We start from the raw sequence: 17,721 nt of genomic DNA on the forward strand, positions 1-17,721 counted from the left end.
TCGAGCGAGCCGATCCGAACTGATCGCCGGCCGGCGTCGCGGTCGGTCGGGGCTCGGTCGCCGCCTCCCTCGAGCCGGCGGGCGATCGGCGGCGAGAGGGGCGGACCGAGCGAGTTATGGGCGCTGACCCCCGAGGACGCCCGTGGAGCCAGCCCGATCGGAGACGACCGAACGGACCGATTCGCTACGGAGTCGCAGCTTCCGGATCACCGTCGACGACGGCCGCGACTCGTTTTTCGCACTCAGCATCGAGGACGTCTCGAGCGACGACGCGTGGCTCATGTCCGACACCGTCGTCGCCCTCGAGAACGAGCGCTGACCGCCCCCGCGACCGCCGGCTGCCGACAGTGGTCGCGATCGATAGCGACGGCGGGTCACGCAGGCTGCCCAGTGGCGAATCAGTCCCTTTTTACGCGACCGCGGGGAAATATCGGCTATGAGCTTCGAGGAAGACGATCGCGTCGTGCTGCACGACGAGCACAGCGAGTTCGACGGCGAAACCGGGACCATCACCCAGACGATGGAGTCGATGTTCGGTGACGTCACCTACACCATCAGCTTCGAGGACGGCCAGGAGGCCGGCGTTCCCGAGGACGACCTCGAGGCGGCCGACGACGAAGACGCAGACGAGGAGTAACGCCGCTCGAGGGCCGGTCCCGCGAGGCGACGTCGCACCTGCTACCGCCGTGCCGGCCGAACACTACCACACTACCCATTCGAATCGTCGATGCCACAGATCCCGCTTCACTACGTCGATTTACGGACGTTCTGCTACGCCACCGAGGACGAGAAACGCGTCGAGGAAGCGCTGCGAACGTTCCTCCCAGACGGTGACGATGACGACCCCTTCGAGATCGAACGCACCGAAAGCGAGGGCCACTACGGCGACCGTATCCTCGTCCTCTCGGCCCGCGTCGAGAACGCCGACGACGTTCGGCACGTCCTCTCGCGGCTCGCCGACCTCGAGACCTTCGACGACCTGATCGCCGAACTCGACGAGCGGGTCACGGAAAACACCGAACTCTTCCTGCGACTCGACAAACAGGCCGCCTTCGCGGGCGACGTTCGCCTCGGCGACGGCATCACCTTCCGCGGGAAGGTCGAGGCCTACCCCGCCAAGAAGGAGAAAGCCGTCGAAAACGCCGAGGACGTCCTCGAGCGCCTCCGCGAGCAGGACTGAGTCGCCGTTTCGCTGACGCTGCCGCGTCCCGCTTCGTTTCGTGACGCCGGCCGAACCCGAACGTGATCGTCCGGTTACGAAGCGCTTTTGACTGGCCAGTCAGTAAGTTAGTGTAGGAATCTTCTACATGACTGACGAGACGATCGACGATCTCATGGATGCGACGTACCGGGCGCTCTGCAAGCATGGGTATGCGGAGTTGACGATGCAGGACATCGCCGCGGAGTCGGACAAAAGCAAGGGAACGATTCACTACCACTTCGACGGCAAACAGGACCTTCTCGAGTCGTTTCTGGAGTTTTTGCTGGACGACTTCGAAGAACGAACCGAGACGATCCCCGGCGAGACGCCGAGCGAGCGACTGCACGAGTTTCTCGACCAGTTGTTGACTCCCAGCGACGAGGAGTCGTCCGAGGAGTTCCGAACGGCTATCCTCGAGATCAAGGCCCAGTCGCCCTACAATGAGGCCTACCGGGAGCGACTGCGTGGGTTCGACCGTGCCACCAGGGACCGCATCGCCGGTCTCGTCACTGATGGAGTCGAGGCCGAGGAGTTCCGATCGGACATCGATCCCGAGGCGACCGCCGACTTTCTGGTCACCCTGTTTCACGGCGCACAGACGCGAGCGGCCGCGGTGGATCGACCGCCGGAACGGACGCTGGAGTACATCCATGCGTACATCGACGACACGCTGTGTCTCGAGTCGGACGACCGGAACGGGTCGTCGCCCGAGGTTGACACGGGGGCCGAAAGATGAGCCTGCTGGCTCGACTCGTCGGCTGGATCAAACGGCGGTTGGCCCCAGTCTCCGGGCTGTTCAAGGGTCGCGAGGAGTTCGACCTGACCGAAGGCGGGATCGCGAAGCCGCTGTTCTATCTCTCGCTGCCGATCATCGTGACGAACCTGTTGCAGACCGCCTACAACCTCATCGACACGTTCTGGTTGGGCCAGTACAGCACCGAGGCGCTGGCGGCGATCAGCTTCGCGTTCCCGATGGTCTTTCTGCTCATCTCGGTCGGGATGGGGCTCTCGGTGGCCGGGAGCGTTCTCGTCGCCCAGTACATCGGTGCTGACGAGGAGTCCGAGGCGGAGTACGCCGCCTCCCAAACCGTCGCGCTGTCCCTGCTCGCGGCATTGCTACTCGGCGTCGTCGGCTACGTCTTCGTCGAGGAACTGCTCGGACTGCTCGGTGCCTCCGAGGCCGTGTTGCCGCTGGCGACCGACTACATGCAGGTCATCTCGCTCGGGATGCCGTTCATGTTCGGCTTCTTCGTGTTCATCGCCTTGATGCGCGGGTACGGCGACACGATCACGCCGATGCTCGTGATGTTCGGTTCGGTCCTGCTCAACGTGATCCTCGACCCGTTCATGATCTTCGGCTGGGGACCGTTCCCCGAACTCGGGATCGAGGGTGCGGCGATCGCGACGGTCTTCTCGCGCTCGCTCGCGCTCGTGGTCGGGCTGGCGATCATGTTCAGCGGCGTCCGGGGCGTCCGGATCCGACTGGCCCAGATGCGGCCCGACCTCTCGTTCGCGAAGCGGCTCGTGAACATCGGCTTCCCCGCTTCGATCGAGGGGATGGGCCGGGCACTGTCGATCAACCTGTTGCTGGTGATCGTCGCGTTCTTCCCGGACACGGTCGTGGCGGCCTACGGGATCGGGACCCGCGTCTTCTCGGTCATCTTCCTACCGGCGATTGCGGTCGCCCGCGGTGTCGAGACGATGACCGGTCAGAACGTCGGCGCGGGCAAACCCGAGCGGGCGAAAGCCGCGGCGGACTTTGCCGCCCGGACGATGTTCGTCATCCTCGGGGCGATGGGTATCGTGGCGTGGTTCGCCGCGGAGCCGATCACCGACGCGTTCACCGACAACACCGAAGTCATCGAGATCGGGACGACGTTCATTCGGTACGTCGCCCCCTCCTTTGGCTTCATCGGCGTGATGCGGGCCTACAACGGCAGCTTCCGAGGGACCGGCAAGACCCTGACCGCGGCCGCGATCGTCATCGTGATCTACGCGCTCGTGCGGCTCCCGATCGCCTACGGTCTCGCGACGACCTACGACTACCGGGGGATCTGGGTCGCCTTCGCCGTCTCGAACGTCGTCGGTGCGGTGCTTGCCTACGGCTGGTACCGCCGTGGCACGTGGCGGGACGCCGACGTCACCGACGATCCGATGGCTGCCGGTTCGGGCGACGACCTCGAGGTCGGCGAGGTAGACGCGAGTACCGACGACTAGCGATGCAACCCGAGACGTAATCTCGCTCTGGCACGTCGACCGATACCGTGACTGATCCGCTCCGGCGCGTCGCTCGCGGCGAACAGCTTCCCGGCCGTCCGGGCCGCCGAACGGTGGTGTGACCGATGGTCGAAGCCGTCGGTATCGACATCCTGAGTCTCCTGCTCGTCCTCTCGGTCGCGTGGGTGTTCGGCGCGGTCGCCGAGCGCTTTGGCTATCCGACGATGATGGGCGAACTGTTCGCCGGCATCGCCTTCGGCCCCGCGCTGCTCGGGCTCTTGCGCCCCTCCGAACTGCTCACGGTTCTCTCGGAGCTGGGCGTGTTCCTGTTGATGGTCTACGTCGGGATGGAGGTCGACCTGCGGGAACTGTTCGAACTCGGTCCCCAGTCGCTGTTGATCGCCTTCGGGGCATTCGTCATCCCCTTCGGACTCGGCTACGCTGCCGGCGTCTGGCTCGGCGTCTCCGTCGGCGCGGCGCTCTTTTTGGGCCTCGCGATGGCCGCCACGTCGCTGGCCACGAAATCGCGCATCCTCGCCGACCTCGAGTTGCTCGATACGCGGATCGCGAACGTGTTGCTCGGCGGGGCGCTGGCCTCGGACGTTGGCGTGTTGATCGCGTTCGCCGGCGTCGACAGCTACGTGACGGCGGGCGCGCTCGAGCCGTCCGAGATCGGCGTCATCCTGCTGCAGGCGGCGGGCTTTTTTGCGGCGACGCTGCTGATCGGCTACCGGTTTCTCCCGTACGCCTGGCGCTCCATCGAGCGCCAGCGCGAACGCTACGGGTTCGTCGATCGGACCACCGCCTTCACCTTCGCGCTGTTGGTCTCCCTGCTCTTCGCCCAGCTGGCGACGCTGGCAGACCTCCACATGATAATCGGCGGCTTCATGGCTGGGATGTTCCTCCGGCAGGCCGACGTCGAGCCCGGGCTCTACGAACACATGCACACCGTCATGTACGACCTCGCGATGGGGCTGTTCGCGCCGATCTTCTTCGTCACGGTCGGCTTCCAGATCACCTTCGACGTCTTCGCCGACTCCCTCGCCGTCCTCGCCGCGCTGGTGGCCATCGCCTTCCTCGGCAAGATCGTCGGCTCGTGGCTGTTCTCGCTGCCCACCTCGCTGACCTCTCGGGAGGGACTGGTCGTCGGCTTCGGCATGAACGGCCGCGGCACCGTCGAGATCATCATCGCCGAAGTCGCCTTTCAGGCCGGCGTTATCGACCAGTCGATGTTCTCGATTCTCGTGTTCATCGCCGTCTTCACGACTGCGCTCGTCCCCGTCACCGTCACCTGGGGCGTGCGGCTGCTCGAGTCCCGCGACGAACTCGTTTACGTCGATTCGGCGACGCCGGCCGAAGACTGATCCTCACGGGCGTTCCCGCGACGCTCGAGCGGGGCGTTTTTCCCGGCCGCGCGAGCAGCTAGGGGTATGCAAATCCACGTCGTGGGTGACGACCCGGTCCGCGAGGCGGTCGTCACCGCGCTCGAAGACGTCGACGTCGGCGTCCGGGAGGCAGAGGCGTCGGCGATCGGCGACGCTCGGTTCGCGGTCGTCAGCGATGTTGCCGGCGCGGCGACGTTCGAACGGGCCAACGAGGCCGCACGGGCGGGGGATACCCCCTGGATCGCCGTCGAGATCGGCGGCGTCGGTGGCTACCCGATCCCGACGGTCGACGCCGCGATTTCGGGGTTCGCCCCTGCGACCGCCTGCTTCGACTGTCTGCGCGCCCGCGTCGCGTCCCAGCTCGAGGAGCGGGCCGACGGCCCGCAGGCGGATCGGAGCGCGGCTCGGCTGGCCGGGGCCGTCGCCGGCCGAGAGTGTGTGCGCGTCCTCTCGGGCGACGAGCGCTCGATTATGGGCGCGGTCCGGGAGCTGCCCTACGCCCGCCGCGAACTGCTGCCGGCCCCTGGTTGTGACTGCGCCGACGACGGCCACCGGGACCGGTCCCTCGAGCGCGACGACGCGGACACGCTCGGTCTCGAGGCGGCCGTCGAGGCCGCCGAGCGGGCGATCGACGACCGGATCGGCCCGGTCGGGAGCATCGCCGAGGTGGAGTCGTTCCCGTCGCCGTACTACCTCGCGACGGTCGCGGACACGACCGCCTACAGCGACGCGAGCGCGCCGCGACAGGCCGCCGGCGTCGCCGACGATTGGAACGCCGCGTTGATGAAGGCCGTCGGCGAGGGCCTCGAGCGCTACTGCGCCGGCGTCTACCGCGAGCCGGACTTCGTCCGCGCGAGCGAGGGCGACCTCGAGAACCCGGTCCCGCCGACGGAGCTGGTCCGGCCGGACGACGGTCCTGCCTACGATCCCGCCGCCGAGCACCGCTGGGTTCCCGGCGAGGACCTCGTGAGCGGCGAGCAGGTCCACCTGCCGGCGGCCGCGGTCCAGTTCCCTCAGCCCGGCCCGGCGCTGGTCCCGGCGATCACGACCGGGCTGGGACTCGGCTCCTCGACGGTCGACGCGCTCGTCTCCGGACTGACCGAAGTCGTCGAGCGCGATGCGACGATGCTCGCGTGGTACTCGACGTTCGACCCGCTCGGGCTGGCAGTCGACACCCCGGCGTTCGACCGCCTCGAGCGCCGTGCGGAGAGTCAAGGCCTGTCGGTGACGCCGCTGCTCGTGACACAGGACGTCGACGTCCCCGTGGTGGCCGTCGCCGTCCACCGGAATCCGGCGGCCCTCGGGGACGGTCCGGTCGCGCCCGACGACGACGCGTGGCCGGCGTTCGCCGTCGGCTCGGCGGCCGGCCTCGACGCCGCGGCGGCCGCGACGGCAGCCCTCGAGGAGGCGCTCCAGAACTGGATGGAACTGCGGAGTCTCGGCTCCGACGAGGCCGGTTCTGCGGGCGGCGAGATCGGCGCCTACGCCGCCTTCCCGGAGCAGGCGCGATCGTTCGTCGACGTCGAGTCGACCGTCCCCGCCGAGAGCGTCGGCCCCGACCCCGTCCCGACCGGTCGCGACCGACTCGAGGCGTTGGTCGATCGGGTGGCCGACGCGGGGCTGACGCCCCACGCGGCGCGGCTGACGACCCGGGACGTCGAGCGGATCGGGTTCGAGGCCGTCCGGGTCGTCGTCCCCGGTGCGCAACCGCTGTTCACCGACGATCCCTACTTCGGCGAGCGCGCCGAGACGGTTCCAACGGACCTCGGCTTCGAGTCGCGCCTCGAGCGGGCGTTTCATCCCTATCCCTGACGCGTCGCTGTTCGGCCGTTCTCTCCTCGAAAAGCGGTCCCGGCCGCGTCAGCGAGTTATGTCGACCCGTCCGAGTCGGGAGTCGTCTCGTTCGTTTCGGTCGCGTTCGTCGAGTCCCCGTCACTCACGTTCGATTCGTTCCCGACGGGGCTGTCCGGCGGTTCGGACGGCGGTGTCGGCTCCCCGCCGGCCTCCTCCCCGCGTTCGATATCCAGTATCAGGTCGTTATCGGTAATCCGAACGGTCACGAGTTCGGTCTCGGGCCTGAGCGTCGCCTCCCTGCTCATTCGGTCGCCGTCCGCGTCCACGAACTTGGTCACCCGGAAGCTCTGCTCGATTGCATCGAGATGCGGTGCCGACACCGTCTGGTCGGGCGTAACGGTGTAGCTCTCGTCGTAGGTCTGTCGGTCGGACCCGGACTCGTAGGCCTCGAGGACGATGTTGTAGTGACGGTCGGCCTCGCTTTTGATTTCGAGCGGGATCAGTCCCTGAAAGCTGCCCTGATAGTGTTCCCGCAAGGTATCGAGACAACCCGATAGCCCGGCGACGGCGGCCACCCCGGCGGTTCGAAGTACCGTACGGCGGTTCACGTGGCTATCTCAGGCTTGGACGACCGTATGCGTTACTCTTCGGTACCGGGTCGCCGTCGGCTCCGATCCCCCATGCGTCAGCCATCGACACCCACTGTCTTTTTGGTCCACTATCCTAACTATCGTTCATGGAGAAAACAGCGATCGACGACGTCGAGATCGAAGTCAACCCGATGGACGTCCATTCGGTTCGCCGGCCGATTTCGGACGCGCTCGGCTTTACCGACTTCGCGATGAACTACTTCGAACTCGAGCCCGGCGAGTCGTTCTCGGGCGGGATGCACACTCACCACGATCAGGAAGAGGTCTTCTACGTCCAAGAGGGGACCGCGACCTTCGATACGGAAGCGGGCGAAGTCATCGTCGACGAGGGCGAGGTGATCCGGTTCGAGCCCGGCGACTTCCAGACCGGCTACAACGACACCGACGAGCAGGTCGTCGGCTTCGCCTTCGGCGCACCCAAATCGAAACACGACTGGGACCAGCTCGAGTCGCTGGTCTACTGTCAGGAGTGCGAGGAGGAGATCGGCCACGGTCTCGAACTCACCGACGACGGCAACTTCCGTCTGACCTGTACCGAATGTGGCAACACGTTCGTTCCGCCGTAACGGGGCGACACGGCGATTTAGTGCCGGCGTGAACTCGGCGGTCGACCCCGTCGATGACTCTCGTTCTCACCGATCCGGGTGCTTTCGCTCCCGAGGAAAGAGGGGAAAATTGTTCACTGGGGACTGAGAGTATCGACGTATGGCTGCACAAGAGGGTTCGACCGTCGACATCGACACGTCGCTTTTTATCACCGTCTCCGGACCGCCGGGTTGTGGAGCGACGACACTGTGTGAACAGCTCGCCGACGCGATCGGCTGTCCCTACGTCTCCGGCGGCGAGGTCTTCCGGGAACTCGCCGAGGACCGCGATATGAGCCTCAACCAGCTCATCGCCAAGGCCGACGAGTCCGACGAGATCGACCGCGCACTCGACCAGCGGCTCCAGCAGATCGCCGAGAAGTGGGGCATGTCGAACAAGCCGTTCATCCTCGAGTCGCGACTTGCGGGCTGGATCGCCGGCGACCGCGCGGACCTGCGACTCTGGCTCGACGCGCCGGAAGCCGTTCGCCTCGATCGAATCGACGACCGCATCGAGACCGAGGCGGAGATGCGGGTCCGCGAGGTCAGCGAGGCCGGCCGCTACGAGTCCTACTACGAGATCGACATCGACGACCGGGAGTTCTACGACCTGCACATCAACACGGCCCGCTGGAGCAAGCGTGCGGTCTTCACGATCGTTCGGTCCGCGATCGAGGAATACGATCCTGAGATCGACGAAGGGGCGTTCCGAACGCCGCCGATGAACCCCTAAGTGATTACTCGCCGTCGGGCGAGTAGTTGGGCGCTTCGTCGGTGATGACGACGTCGTGGGCGTGGCTCTCGGCCTGTCCGGCCGAGGAGACCCGGACGAACTCGCTGCGCTCTTTGAATTCGGGGATCGTCTCGGCACCGACATAGCCCATCCCCGACTGCATGCCGCCCGCGAGCTGGTGGAGTTCGGACTTGAGCGTTCCCTTGTAGGGGGTCGCCGCCTCGACGCCTTCGGGGACGTACTCGTCTTCCTCTTCGGGTTCGTCCTTGAGATAGCGGTCGCCGTCGCCGGATTTCATCGCGCCGACCGATCCCATGCCGCGGTACTGCTTGTACTTCTTGCCGTTCATCGTGACCACGCGGCCGGGCGCTTCGTCGGTGCCGGCGAAGTACGAGCCCAGCATGACCGCGTCCGCGCCGGCGGCGACCGCCTTGATCGCGTCGCCGGAGTACCGGATGCCGCCGTCGGCGATGACCGGCACGTCGTGTTCGGCGGCCACGTCGGCCACCTGTGCGACGGCCGTGATCTGGGGCATGCCGGAGCCGGAGACGATACGCGTCGTACAGATCGAGCCCGGCCCGATGCCGACCTTGAGGCCGTCAGCGAAGTCGACGAGGTCCTCGGCCGCCTCGCGCGTACCGATGTTGCCGACGACCACGTCGGCGTCGACGGACTCCGTGATGTCTCGAGCGCCGTCGATGACGTTCAGGTTGTGCGCGTGCGCGGTGTCGATGAAGAGGACGTCCGCGCCGGCTTCGTCGGCCGCGACCGCGCGATCGTGTTCGAACGGGCTGACGGCGACGCCACAGCGGAGTCGGCCGTCCTCGTCGCGGACCGCCTCGCCGTACTCGCGACGCTGGAGGATCCCCTGCATCGTCACGAGTCCCACGAGGAGGTTCTCGTCGTCGACGACCGGGACGCGCTCGATCCGGTGTTCGTACATCAGATCGAACGCCTCGCGGGCGTCGATGTCCTCGTGAGCCGTGATGACCTCGTCTGTCATCGCCTCGGTGACCGGGTCGTCCTCGTTGACCTCGAGGTGGGGCCGGATGTCCGTACTCGAGATGATGCCAAGCACCTCGCCGTTGGTGTTGACGACAGGTGCGCCGCCGACGCCCCGCCGGGCCATCCGTTCGTCGACCTCGCGGACGGACATCTCGGGATCGGCGGTGACGACGTCCTCCAGCGGGATGATGAGTTCGTCCGCGCTCTTGACGCGGCCGATCTCCTCGACCATCTGGTCGACGTTCATGTTCCGATGGAGGACGCCGAGCCCACCGTGGCGGGCCATCGCGATCGCCATGTCGCTCTCGGTGACGGTGTCCATCGCCGCCGAGAGGATGGGAACCGAGAGTTCGACGTGTTTCGAGACGTGCGACGTGAGGTCGGCGTCGTCGGGTTCGACGCGGCTCTCCTTGGGGCGGAGAAGGACGTCGTCGAAGGTTAGCGCTTCCGGTACCTGCAGTTTCGAAGAATAGGGCTCGTACTCGGGAACGTCGTTCGCCATGTAAGCCGTCCGTGGTCCCCGGGGAAAAACGTTGCGAGACAAACCCGGCTGTGAACGGTTGACGAGTCACTCAACGGGCGATTCGCCACGGTCCGGTCGTCGGCACCGTAGCGCCGCTCGAGCCGTTGCCCGCGCTCCGACCGGTCGCCCGTGTGTCCCGGCGGCTCGTTCCCGTGGTCCTGAGACGAACGCCCACCGCGAGCGCAGATCCGTCCGCTTTCGTCCACATCTGTGCGTCGTCGACGGGACGATCACCGAGTCGTGGAATCGTTTCTCACACAACGTTTATTGACAATCCCCCCGTCTTGCCGTGTATGTACGCTGTGAGTGCATTCGACGCCCGGACCGCCGGTCTGACGAGTTCCGACTCCGTCACGACGATGTTCGGGAATTTTACAGCGAAACTCACAGCTCGAGGCCCTAATCCGAATCCGATCGACTGGCCCACGGACCAGTCGGTGCGGGACCGCCCGTCCTCTTACCCATCGGCCTCGGGTCATGGCCATCGACCCTGACCGATGAGTACGTCCCAACACCCAGTCGCGCTCCAGATGGAGCGTATCGTGGGGGGCGACGCCAGGCTCCTGGCACTCGTGATGATGCTGCCGTTAGTCGACGGCGTCTTCCCCGCACTGATCCTGGCCGGTGCGCTCGACGAGCCACTCGGGGCCCTTCAGGTTGGATTGCTGATCTTCGGTGGCAGCGCCACCGTCGCGGTCATCCTCGCGGAGATGGAGGGGTCTCCCCGCGAGCAGGCGACGGTCGTCTTGCTAGTCGGGCTCCCACTGATCCTGCTGGCGGCGGTGCAGGCGGCGTTCGCCCCGGCGATCGCGAGCGTCATCGACATCGGCATCTTCGAGCGGTTCGCGGCGCTGGTCATCGCCACGATCGCGGCCCAGACCGCCAGCGCGACCATCGGCGAGTCCCTCCCCAACCCCGTCGTCGTCATCGGGTTAGGGCTGGTCGCGAGCGTCGACCCCTCGGGGGCGGAGTTCGCGGTGCTGACCGACCCCGCCCTCGTCGCGAACGCGACGCTGGCAGCGGGCGTCGGCGTCGGCTTCGCGCTGGCCATCGCGCTCTCGGGCCCCTACCTCCGGGAGTACATGGACATCGATCGGTTCCGCTTCGGCAGCGCCGTCGCCCTGGGCCTGCTCCCGCTATCCCTGCTCGGGATGGCCTTCGGACAGGCCCCGCTGGCGGCCCTGGTCGTTGCCGGCCTCTTCGCCGTCGATATCCCCTTCCGCACGGGCGAGGACGAGGACTCGAGCGCCGACGGGAGCGCGGCCGCCAAGATGGACGCGCTGGCCGACGGCGGGGACGCGACGGAGTCGCCGGCCGTCGACGGCGAGTCCGCGGACGACGGGACCGATACGCCGGGCCGTGCCCCGTGGCTGTAGGGCGATTCTGAATCGAAACCACTTTAGGGATCATCACCCAACGAAGACTCGAGGGGTCGTGGCCAAGCCAGGCATGGCGGCTGACTCCAGAGGCAACGCGCCCGGGACGACACTCCAGACTGATATACTGATCGGGCACCTGATCAGTGTCCGTGTGATGACCCTCTGGAGTTCCGAGGCGCACCGGAGATATCAGTAGATCGGGGGTTCAAATCCCTCCGACCCCATATTCTCGCCGCTCGCAAACTCGCGAGCGGCGCGTATTGGACGAGGAGGATTTGAACGAGACTGCGGTTCTGCGACCGTAGTGAGCAGGTTCGCAGGCGTTGTTCAAATCCCTCCGACACCTATTCGAGACAACGGTCGTGAGTGACGGTCTCGAGTTCTCAATACGGCTAGCAGTAGAACCGCTGTCGGCTCTCGAAGAACAGTGTCATACTCGAGTTCGACGAAAACGGTGATCCGCGACAGATGCGGATCGATACGATCCTCTCGCGACTGAAGGCCGACAGCTTCGAGACCGTCGTGACGATCGCCAGCGAAGCCCTCGAGAAGTGGTCGCAGTCGGGGAACGACGGTCCTCCGCAGCACTGAGCTGACCTGGAGGACTCCGGGCGGTGGGACTGAAACCGGATTCGTCGGCGCTGTTGCGGATCGATGAGCCGGCCCGCGTAGTGGCAACACTCTCGCGTTTGCTATTTTCTACAAGTTCGCTTGACTAACAGCCGTGCTTAGACAACGCTGGTTGTAGTCCGTCCCTCGAGGGCGGGGTCGTTTCGCGCTTCGCGCGAAAGCCCCCTTGGCGGGTGTCCCCAAGGGGATAGCGCCAAAAATTACAGCGCCCCCGCCCTACCTCTGCGCGAAAATCTCCAGTTGAAATAAATGAAACGGGGGTATGACGATTTCATCGGAAAGATGGAAACCAGTATCTCCAACTCCTTACGTTATCCATTTGAGATTCGATATGTGGTCGTATTTCGGTAGCAATTGTTTGTATCTCTCTGAATAATTCGAATCGCCCATCAAAACCATTCTCTTCTAACCATTCTTCTTCTGCTTCTTCAACTGAGTCCCAAATTTCGGTATAGTATTCTGACGGCCATGCTCGGAAATCACGTTTATCTGTGCGATTATTATCAACTGCAAATTTCTTGAGGTTTTCCTCAAGGTCTTCTGCCGTTTTTGACTTTAGAAGCACTGGTGCATATTGATTTACAAAGTTGTCAGCAAATATGTTTGAAGACCTACTTGGAACAGTGGGGAGTACAATCATTGAGTTATTATTTGTTTGTAAAAATACCTGGGTACCTTCCTTCTCCCCCTTTTGCCGGATTGATTTCCTCAAATAGTCCACCAATTTGTCATAGTCCGAGATATAGTCAGAATATTCTTTAAGATTCTTTCTTGTGTTTTCGTTCACACCATATTTTTTATGTGGATCTAAGTCTTCCCATTCCGACTTAAATTCGCCAGATTCGTATGGTAATTCCCCATCCACCACACGTACTATTTCGTCGTATATTGGATCAAAAACATCTTGTCGCAACGCTTGTTGACGCTCTTTGATTAGGTCAATATAGCTGCTTAAAATAGCTGTTAGAATCCCCCCACCAAGGAAGGCTAAACCTATTCTAAGAATCCCAACATATTCTGTATATTCCATATTATCGAACTATCTTATAAGTTGTTACATTTTGCTGATTATAGTCACAAGCATGACTCGCCGCATCTGTCCCTCATCATTCCCTAACCACCCTAGGATTGCACGCCGATAGAATCCGATTCCCGAATATGCACACGAGTCGCGACACCTCGTGTGCATCTCTCGAGTCGATCCATCGTTTGAACCATCGTTCGTCTCCGAGTGACCGATAGGTTCCGCTACTTTCGGGCCGGAAACGGGTCATTCAGTGCGTCGAACCCCAGTGGATTCTGGGGTCGTGTGTGCAACTATTCGAATGTGACCTGTATTGCCAACGGGTGTTCGTAATCAAATTCGAATATACAGTTGTACCTCGAACTCTGAGCCACGGCAATCTATTTATGTGCTGTGATATATGTTTACGCGCATGAGTATCGATCGTCTCCGCGATGACCTACTGGTCGCTGTGGCATTAGCGGAGTTTTCGTACCGCCATCAGGACATCGACTCCGAATTGGCGAGACAGGCGTGGGTTCTCGCGGCTGAAACGCTGGACACGTACGACCTGGATTCGTATCAGAGCATCGACGCCCTGAGAGCGGTAGCCGAACTCGAGCCTGCTGGTGTCTCCGAGCCACCGATCGACGTGGAGTGACACGATGTGTCTGTTCTCGTGGCCGCTCGGAGTCGGTGAGACTGAGAGCCGCGTCGATCTCGCTTAGAATCCGTCCTGCGTGTCGTCCAACAGTTCGTATTCGCCACCGGCCGGCCCGCATCCCGAGCCGGTATGAACCGCCCGACGACTGCAGGCACTGTCGTTATCACCGACACTCGGCTACCCTCGGCTGAGAAACATGAGCGACGCATCCGAAACCGAACGCCGGACCCGCACCGACTACAACTCGCTCAACACCGACGTGATGCAGTGGGTCAGCGCCCTCGCGGCGCTGCTTGGCCTGTATCTGGTCGCGTCGCCGTTCCTGCTCGAGTCGACGGACGCGGCGGTCTGGAACGATACGCTGGTCGGGACGGCGATCTTCCTGACGGCCGGCTACAACTTCTACCGGCTGTCGAAGGACCGACTGGCCAGCGTCGGGGTGGCGTCGCTAACGGTCCTGCTGGGGCTGTGGGCGCTCGTCTCGCCCTCGTTTATCGACATGGGCGGCAACGCGCTGGCGACCGGGACGGCGATCTCGGGGCTGCTCGTCGCGGCCCTCGCGGCGTACAACGCCTACGCCAACAATAAGGCCGACACGCCGGAGCGTGCGCGAGCCCGGGCCTGAGACGGTTCGTCTAACGGTTGTCGGGTGTAACCGCGCCCGTCCTGTGGGTGTCTCGGCAATGACTTCCGACGGTTCACGTGATCCGGTCGGTAACCGCCGTGGCTCCGCCGGATACCAGCGCTGCTCGAGTCCCCGTCGCGAGGAACCGCCGCTGCTCTCATATGCGTGGCTGTCAGTAGTACCGAATATGAGTACCCACCAAGCGGACGATGCGGCGGTACTGGTCGAACGAACGGCGGGACTGACCGCGGTCTTGGGGGCGTTCGTCATGGTTTCGACGGCGGTCTTTACCATCACCGACACGCTTGGTATCCACAACGTCCTCGTCGGTGCGCTCGTCGCCCTGCTGGCCTCGGTTCACGCCTACCGGACCGGCGAGCAGCGGTCGCCGAGCATCGTCCTCGCCGCGGTGCTGACGCTGCTCGGCGTCTGGATCGCGGCCGCTCCCTACGTGATCGATTCGTCACAGGCGCTTGCCGTCGGGATCAACGGACTGGCCGGCGTTTTCATCGCGATCCTGTCGCTGATCGGGATCTACGGGAGCGTCCGAACGACGAGCGCGTCGGCCGCGAGTGCGTAGCGTCGTCGCTGTCCCCACGGTCCGCCGTCGAGGTCAATGGGCCGACACTGATTTTTCGCCCGCTCGAGCGAGCGCCGACGCAGGCAGCCCGTTTCAGGCGACGAAGAAGACGGCGATGGCGACGAGGATGAACGCGGCCTTCAGCCCGACGTTGACGACGATCACTTTCGTCCCGAACGACGCGCCCCAGATCCCGAACTGGAACGGGATCGAGCGCTTGACGGTGCCGATCGTCAGCGACACCAGACCCCCGACCAGCAGCGTGATCACCGCCTGATCGGGCGTCAGGACGTCCCCGATCAGCGGCGCGACCGTGATCGCGCCGGTCGTCGGATCGACCAGCGAGACGAGGATCACCGGGACCGCCGCGCCCGGTAGGCCGAGCAGGCCGGCGATCGGGTCGACGGCCGCGGCCGGCTCGGTGATCCCGACCTCGGCAAGGGCTTCGAGGATCCGATCGGAGTACTCGAGCGCGAGAAAGACCAGCGAGTAGACGACGGCCAGCCGGGGCACGATCGAGCGGAGTCGCTCGAGCGTACTCGTGCCGGCGGCGCGGAACTTGTCGCGGGTCGTCCGGACCTCTTCCTCGGGCGTCTCGGGGTCGAGTGCGTGGGGGTCGTACTCGTAGCCACGGAGGAGGACGGCACCGGCAAGCAGGCCAACGAGCGAGATGCCCAGCGAGATTCCCGCACGCGCGCCGACGTACATGAGCCCGACCTGGACCCCCAGGATGGGGACGAGGACCGGGCCGTAGTAGGTGAAGATGTGCTGGACGAAGCCGAAGAACGTGTTGATGACGACGGCGATCAGCGTCGCGCGGTCGTCCAACAGCCCCTCCTCGCGGAACTCCGCGAGCATGCCGTAGCCCGCGGTCACCGAGACGGTGTTCGTGAGGACGGCGGTGCCCACCTCCGGCGGGAGGTTCGCCGGCTCCGTGAGATAGCGCCCGACCCGGGCGACGACCGTGACGAGACCGTACTCCACCGCGAGGTTCGCCAGCCCGACGCCCGCCCCGATCAACAGCGTGATCGTCACCACGCGCGGGAGCGCTTCCTCGAGGAGGACCGAGACGACTGTCTGCACGGCGGCCAGTTCGAAGCCCGGGAGCAAAGGGCCGTCGGATCGCGCGACGCTCTCCTGTCAACGAGCGTTTCTTTCGGATCGCTTTTCCCGCTGCCGGTCGTCCGACGATCCATGAGTGACGACGACGTTCGCGTGACCGCATTGTGTGGCAGCCTCCGTGACGGAAGCCACACCCGGACCGCGCTCGAGCGGGCGCTTGCAGCCGCCGAGGGGGCCGGCGCGAGTACCGAGTTGCTGGACCTCCGTGAGTACGAACTGCCGGTCTTCGATGCGGATCGGGACCGGGAAGACGCTGGCGACGCAGCGACACTGGCCGCGCGGGTCCGGGATGCGGACACGGTCCTGTTGGGGTCACCGATGTATCACGGCTCGTACTCGTCGCCGCTGAAAACGGCGCTCGACTACTGCGGGTTCGACGAGTTCGAGGACACGACGGTCGGCCTGCTCGCGGTGTCGGGCGGTGCCTTCCCCGTGACGGCCCTCGAGCATATGCGGTCGGTCTGTCGGGCGCTGAACGCGTGGGTGATCCCCCACGAGGCGGCGATTCCGAACGCCTACGACGCGTTCGACGGCGGCGAGTTCGTCGATCCGAAACTGGCCACGCGGGTCGAGACGCTGGGACGGCGGGCCGTCCAGTACGCGACGATCGAGCCGGATCCGGACTCCTTCGAGAGCGACCAGAACGTCGGTGCGGAGGGGAAGTGATCAGGAACCCAGGAGCCGCTGGAACCGGCGCTGGTGGGCGAGAACGGCCGCGAAGCCGAACGCCACCGCGCCGAGGTGGACGGCCTCGAGGCGGACGACGACCGTCGTGATCCCGAGCGAAATCGGCCCCGAGGAGAGGGTCCAGCCGGTAAACCAGGCGGAGGCCAACAGCGCGGCAGCCCCGAGCGCCAACAGCAGGCCCGGGCCGACGAGCCAGCCCGTCCGGTAGCGTGCGTAGCGATCGCAGACGCGTCGCTCGAGGCGACACTGTGCGGTGAGGACCGCGGTCAGGACGACCGTCGCGACGGCGACGCCGGCCACGTCGCCGACCAGTTCGGCCACGAGCAGCCAGCAGATCCAGCCGCCGGTGAGCAACAGCGGCGCGGCGAGTCGGTGCGGTTGCAGGAGATCGCCGAGGTCGCCGATCGTCGCGTCGACGACGACCGTCCTGAGGAGTGCGCCACAGAACAACACCCCGAGCCCCGCGAGCGCGGTCGTCGTCGTCCGCGAGCCGACGACTAACCCGAACCAGAGCCCGACCCCGAGCGTTTCCACGGCCGCGGCCGAGAGCGCGGCCGTCACCCCAACCACGCGTCGTCGCGTCGTCCGGCCGAGGACCTCCGTCCGGCGGATAACGCTCATGTCCGGTCGTCTTTCGGGGGAGCCCTTTCGTTATGGAACCCGTTCGACGCGGCGACCCGCGGGAAAGCGGCCGACGCAGTTTTATAGGTCGGGAAGGGTCGGCTTTCCCGCCCCTCGAGGGAGGCCGGATCGACGCGCGAGGATCGTACCGCCCTCGCTGGCCGTCGGGGCCGTCGTCCGTCTCCCTGCCCGGTCGAGACGCGGCCGCGCGATCGATGGGTGGGTCGGCGGCGGCGTTCGTGAGCCGTCTCGCCGGGTGGGAGTCTCGGCTCGCGTCCCGAGCCGATCGTGGTGGGTCGTCCGTCGCGGCCGCGCCCG

The 17,721-nt window shown here is 65.0% G+C and carries 19 protein-coding genes, 1 tRNA gene and 1 pseudogene; 16 read left to right on the forward strand and 5 right to left on the reverse strand.

The window, feature by feature from the left end:
* Positions 1-142: 142 nt before the first annotated feature.
* The 7 genes from ACERIM_RS11345 to ACERIM_RS11375 all read left to right on the forward strand — a co-directional run bounded on the left by ACERIM_RS11345 (position 143) and on the right by ACERIM_RS11375 (position 6,615).
* A complete protein-coding gene (locus ACERIM_RS11345; RefSeq protein WP_006651239.1) occupies positions 143-319 on the forward strand; it encodes a hypothetical protein in 177 nt (58 codons plus the stop codon).
* Between the two features lie 117 nt (positions 320-436).
* Positions 437-637, forward strand: coding sequence for a hypothetical protein (locus ACERIM_RS11350; RefSeq protein WP_006651238.1), 201 nt, complete (start codon positions 437-439; stop codon positions 635-637).
* Between the two features lie 90 nt (positions 638-727).
* Positions 728-1,180: an RNA-binding protein gene (locus tag ACERIM_RS11355; RefSeq protein WP_006651237.1), complete on the forward strand. Its 453-nt coding sequence runs from the start codon at positions 728-730 to the stop codon at positions 1,178-1,180.
* 127 nt (positions 1,181-1,307) lie between these two features.
* Entirely contained in the window at positions 1,308-1,937 is a 630-nt protein-coding gene (locus ACERIM_RS11360) for a TetR/AcrR family transcriptional regulator (RefSeq protein WP_373632659.1), read from the forward strand.
* Positions 1,934-3,418, forward strand: a complete 1,485-nt coding sequence (locus ACERIM_RS11365; protein ID WP_373632660.1) for an MATE family efflux transporter — start codon at positions 1,934-1,936, stop codon at positions 3,416-3,418. Before ACERIM_RS11360 ends, ACERIM_RS11365 begins: the two co-directional genes overlap by 4 nt.
* A 125-nt stretch (positions 3,419-3,543) precedes the next feature.
* Positions 3,544-4,782 (forward strand): cation:proton antiporter, encoded by a 1,239-nt coding sequence (locus ACERIM_RS11370; RefSeq protein ID WP_006651234.1) that lies wholly within the window; start codon positions 3,544-3,546, stop codon positions 4,780-4,782.
* Positions 4,783-4,848: 66 nt separating this feature from the next.
* Entirely contained in the window at positions 4,849-6,615 is a 1,767-nt protein-coding gene (locus ACERIM_RS11375) for a YcaO-like family protein (RefSeq protein ID WP_373632662.1), read from the forward strand.
* 56 nt (positions 6,616-6,671) lie between these two features.
* Here ACERIM_RS11375 and ACERIM_RS11380 read toward each other — a convergent pair whose 3' ends face one another.
* Complete coding sequence (locus ACERIM_RS11380; protein WP_373632664.1) at positions 6,672-7,205, reverse strand: hypothetical protein; 534 nt, start codon at positions 7,203-7,205, stop codon at positions 6,672-6,674.
* Between the two features lie 128 nt (positions 7,206-7,333).
* Here ACERIM_RS11380 and ACERIM_RS11385 point away from each other — a divergent pair, with 128 nt between their 5' ends.
* Both ACERIM_RS11385 and cmk read left to right on the forward strand, forming a co-directional pair.
* A complete protein-coding gene (locus tag ACERIM_RS11385; protein ID WP_006651231.1) occupies positions 7,334-7,813 on the forward strand; it encodes a cupin domain-containing protein in 480 nt (159 codons plus the stop codon).
* A 139-nt stretch (positions 7,814-7,952) separates the two neighbouring features.
* The gene (gene cmk, locus ACERIM_RS11390; RefSeq protein ID WP_006651230.1) at positions 7,953-8,564 is read left to right on the forward strand and encodes a (d)CMP kinase; all 612 of its coding nucleotides are present in this window, start codon (positions 7,953-7,955) and stop codon (positions 8,562-8,564) included.
* A 4-nt stretch (positions 8,565-8,568) separates the two neighbouring features.
* Here the strand turns inward: cmk and guaB are convergent, their stop codons facing one another.
* The gene (gene guaB, locus ACERIM_RS11395) at positions 8,569-10,071 is read right to left on the reverse strand and encodes an IMP dehydrogenase (protein WP_373632666.1); all 1,503 of its coding nucleotides are present in this window, start codon (positions 10,069-10,071) and stop codon (positions 8,569-8,571) included.
* A gap of 518 nt (positions 10,072-10,589) precedes the next feature.
* On the opposite strand from guaB, the gene ACERIM_RS11400 reads away from it, so the two are divergent.
* The 3 genes and pseudogenes from ACERIM_RS11400 to ACERIM_RS11410 all read left to right on the forward strand — a co-directional run.
* Positions 10,590-11,468 carry a DUF5794 domain-containing protein gene (locus ACERIM_RS11400; protein ID WP_049966838.1) on the forward strand — a complete coding sequence of 293 codons (879 nt, stop codon included), beginning with the start codon at positions 10,590-10,592 and terminating at the stop codon, positions 11,466-11,468.
* Between the two features lie 52 nt (positions 11,469-11,520).
* Positions 11,521-11,695 (forward strand) — tRNA-Trp (locus ACERIM_RS11405).
* Between the two features lie 205 nt (positions 11,696-11,900).
* Positions 11,901-12,129, forward strand: a pseudogene (locus ACERIM_RS11410) (DNA-binding protein); the annotation flags it as partial.
* A gap of 243 nt (positions 12,130-12,372) precedes the next feature.
* Here the strand turns inward: ACERIM_RS11410 and ACERIM_RS11415 are convergent.
* Positions 12,373-13,131, reverse strand: coding sequence for a hypothetical protein (locus tag ACERIM_RS11415; RefSeq protein WP_373632669.1), 759 nt, complete (start codon positions 13,129-13,131; stop codon positions 12,373-12,375).
* 406 nt (positions 13,132-13,537) lie between these two features.
* Here ACERIM_RS11415 and ACERIM_RS11420 point away from each other — a divergent pair, with 406 nt between their 5' ends.
* From ACERIM_RS11420 to ACERIM_RS11430, 3 genes are all read left to right on the forward strand, one after another.
* Complete coding sequence (locus tag ACERIM_RS11420) at positions 13,538-13,765, forward strand: hypothetical protein (RefSeq protein ID WP_373632671.1); 228 nt, start codon at positions 13,538-13,540, stop codon at positions 13,763-13,765.
* A 199-nt stretch (positions 13,766-13,964) separates the two neighbouring features.
* Positions 13,965-14,393, forward strand: a complete 429-nt coding sequence (locus tag ACERIM_RS11425; protein WP_373632673.1) for a hypothetical protein — start codon at positions 13,965-13,967, stop codon at positions 14,391-14,393.
* A 187-nt stretch (positions 14,394-14,580) separates the two neighbouring features.
* Positions 14,581-14,973: a hypothetical protein gene (locus tag ACERIM_RS11430; RefSeq protein ID WP_049966835.1), complete on the forward strand. Its 393-nt coding sequence runs from the start codon at positions 14,581-14,583 to the stop codon at positions 14,971-14,973.
* Between the two features lie 93 nt (positions 14,974-15,066).
* On the opposite strand, the gene ACERIM_RS11435 is transcribed toward ACERIM_RS11430, so the two are convergent.
* Positions 15,067-16,056: a nucleoside recognition protein gene (locus ACERIM_RS11435; RefSeq protein ID WP_049906057.1), complete on the reverse strand. Its 990-nt coding sequence runs from the start codon at positions 16,054-16,056 to the stop codon at positions 15,067-15,069.
* Between the two features lie 111 nt (positions 16,057-16,167).
* Between ACERIM_RS11435 and ACERIM_RS11440 the strand changes: the two genes are divergently transcribed.
* Positions 16,168-16,761, forward strand: a complete 594-nt coding sequence (locus ACERIM_RS11440) for an NADPH-dependent FMN reductase (protein ID WP_006651216.1) — start codon at positions 16,168-16,170, stop codon at positions 16,759-16,761.
* Here ACERIM_RS11440 and ACERIM_RS11445 read toward each other — a convergent pair whose 3' ends face one another.
* The gene (locus tag ACERIM_RS11445) at positions 16,762-17,403 is read right to left on the reverse strand and encodes a hypothetical protein (protein WP_006651215.1); all 642 of its coding nucleotides are present in this window, start codon (positions 17,401-17,403) and stop codon (positions 16,762-16,764) included.
* Positions 17,404-17,721 lie beyond the last annotated feature (318 nt).

This window comes from Natrinema sp. H-ect1 (assembly GCF_041821105.1).
GTDB classification, from domain to species: Archaea; Halobacteriota; Halobacteria; order Halobacteriales; family Natrialbaceae; genus Natrinema; species Natrinema thermotolerans.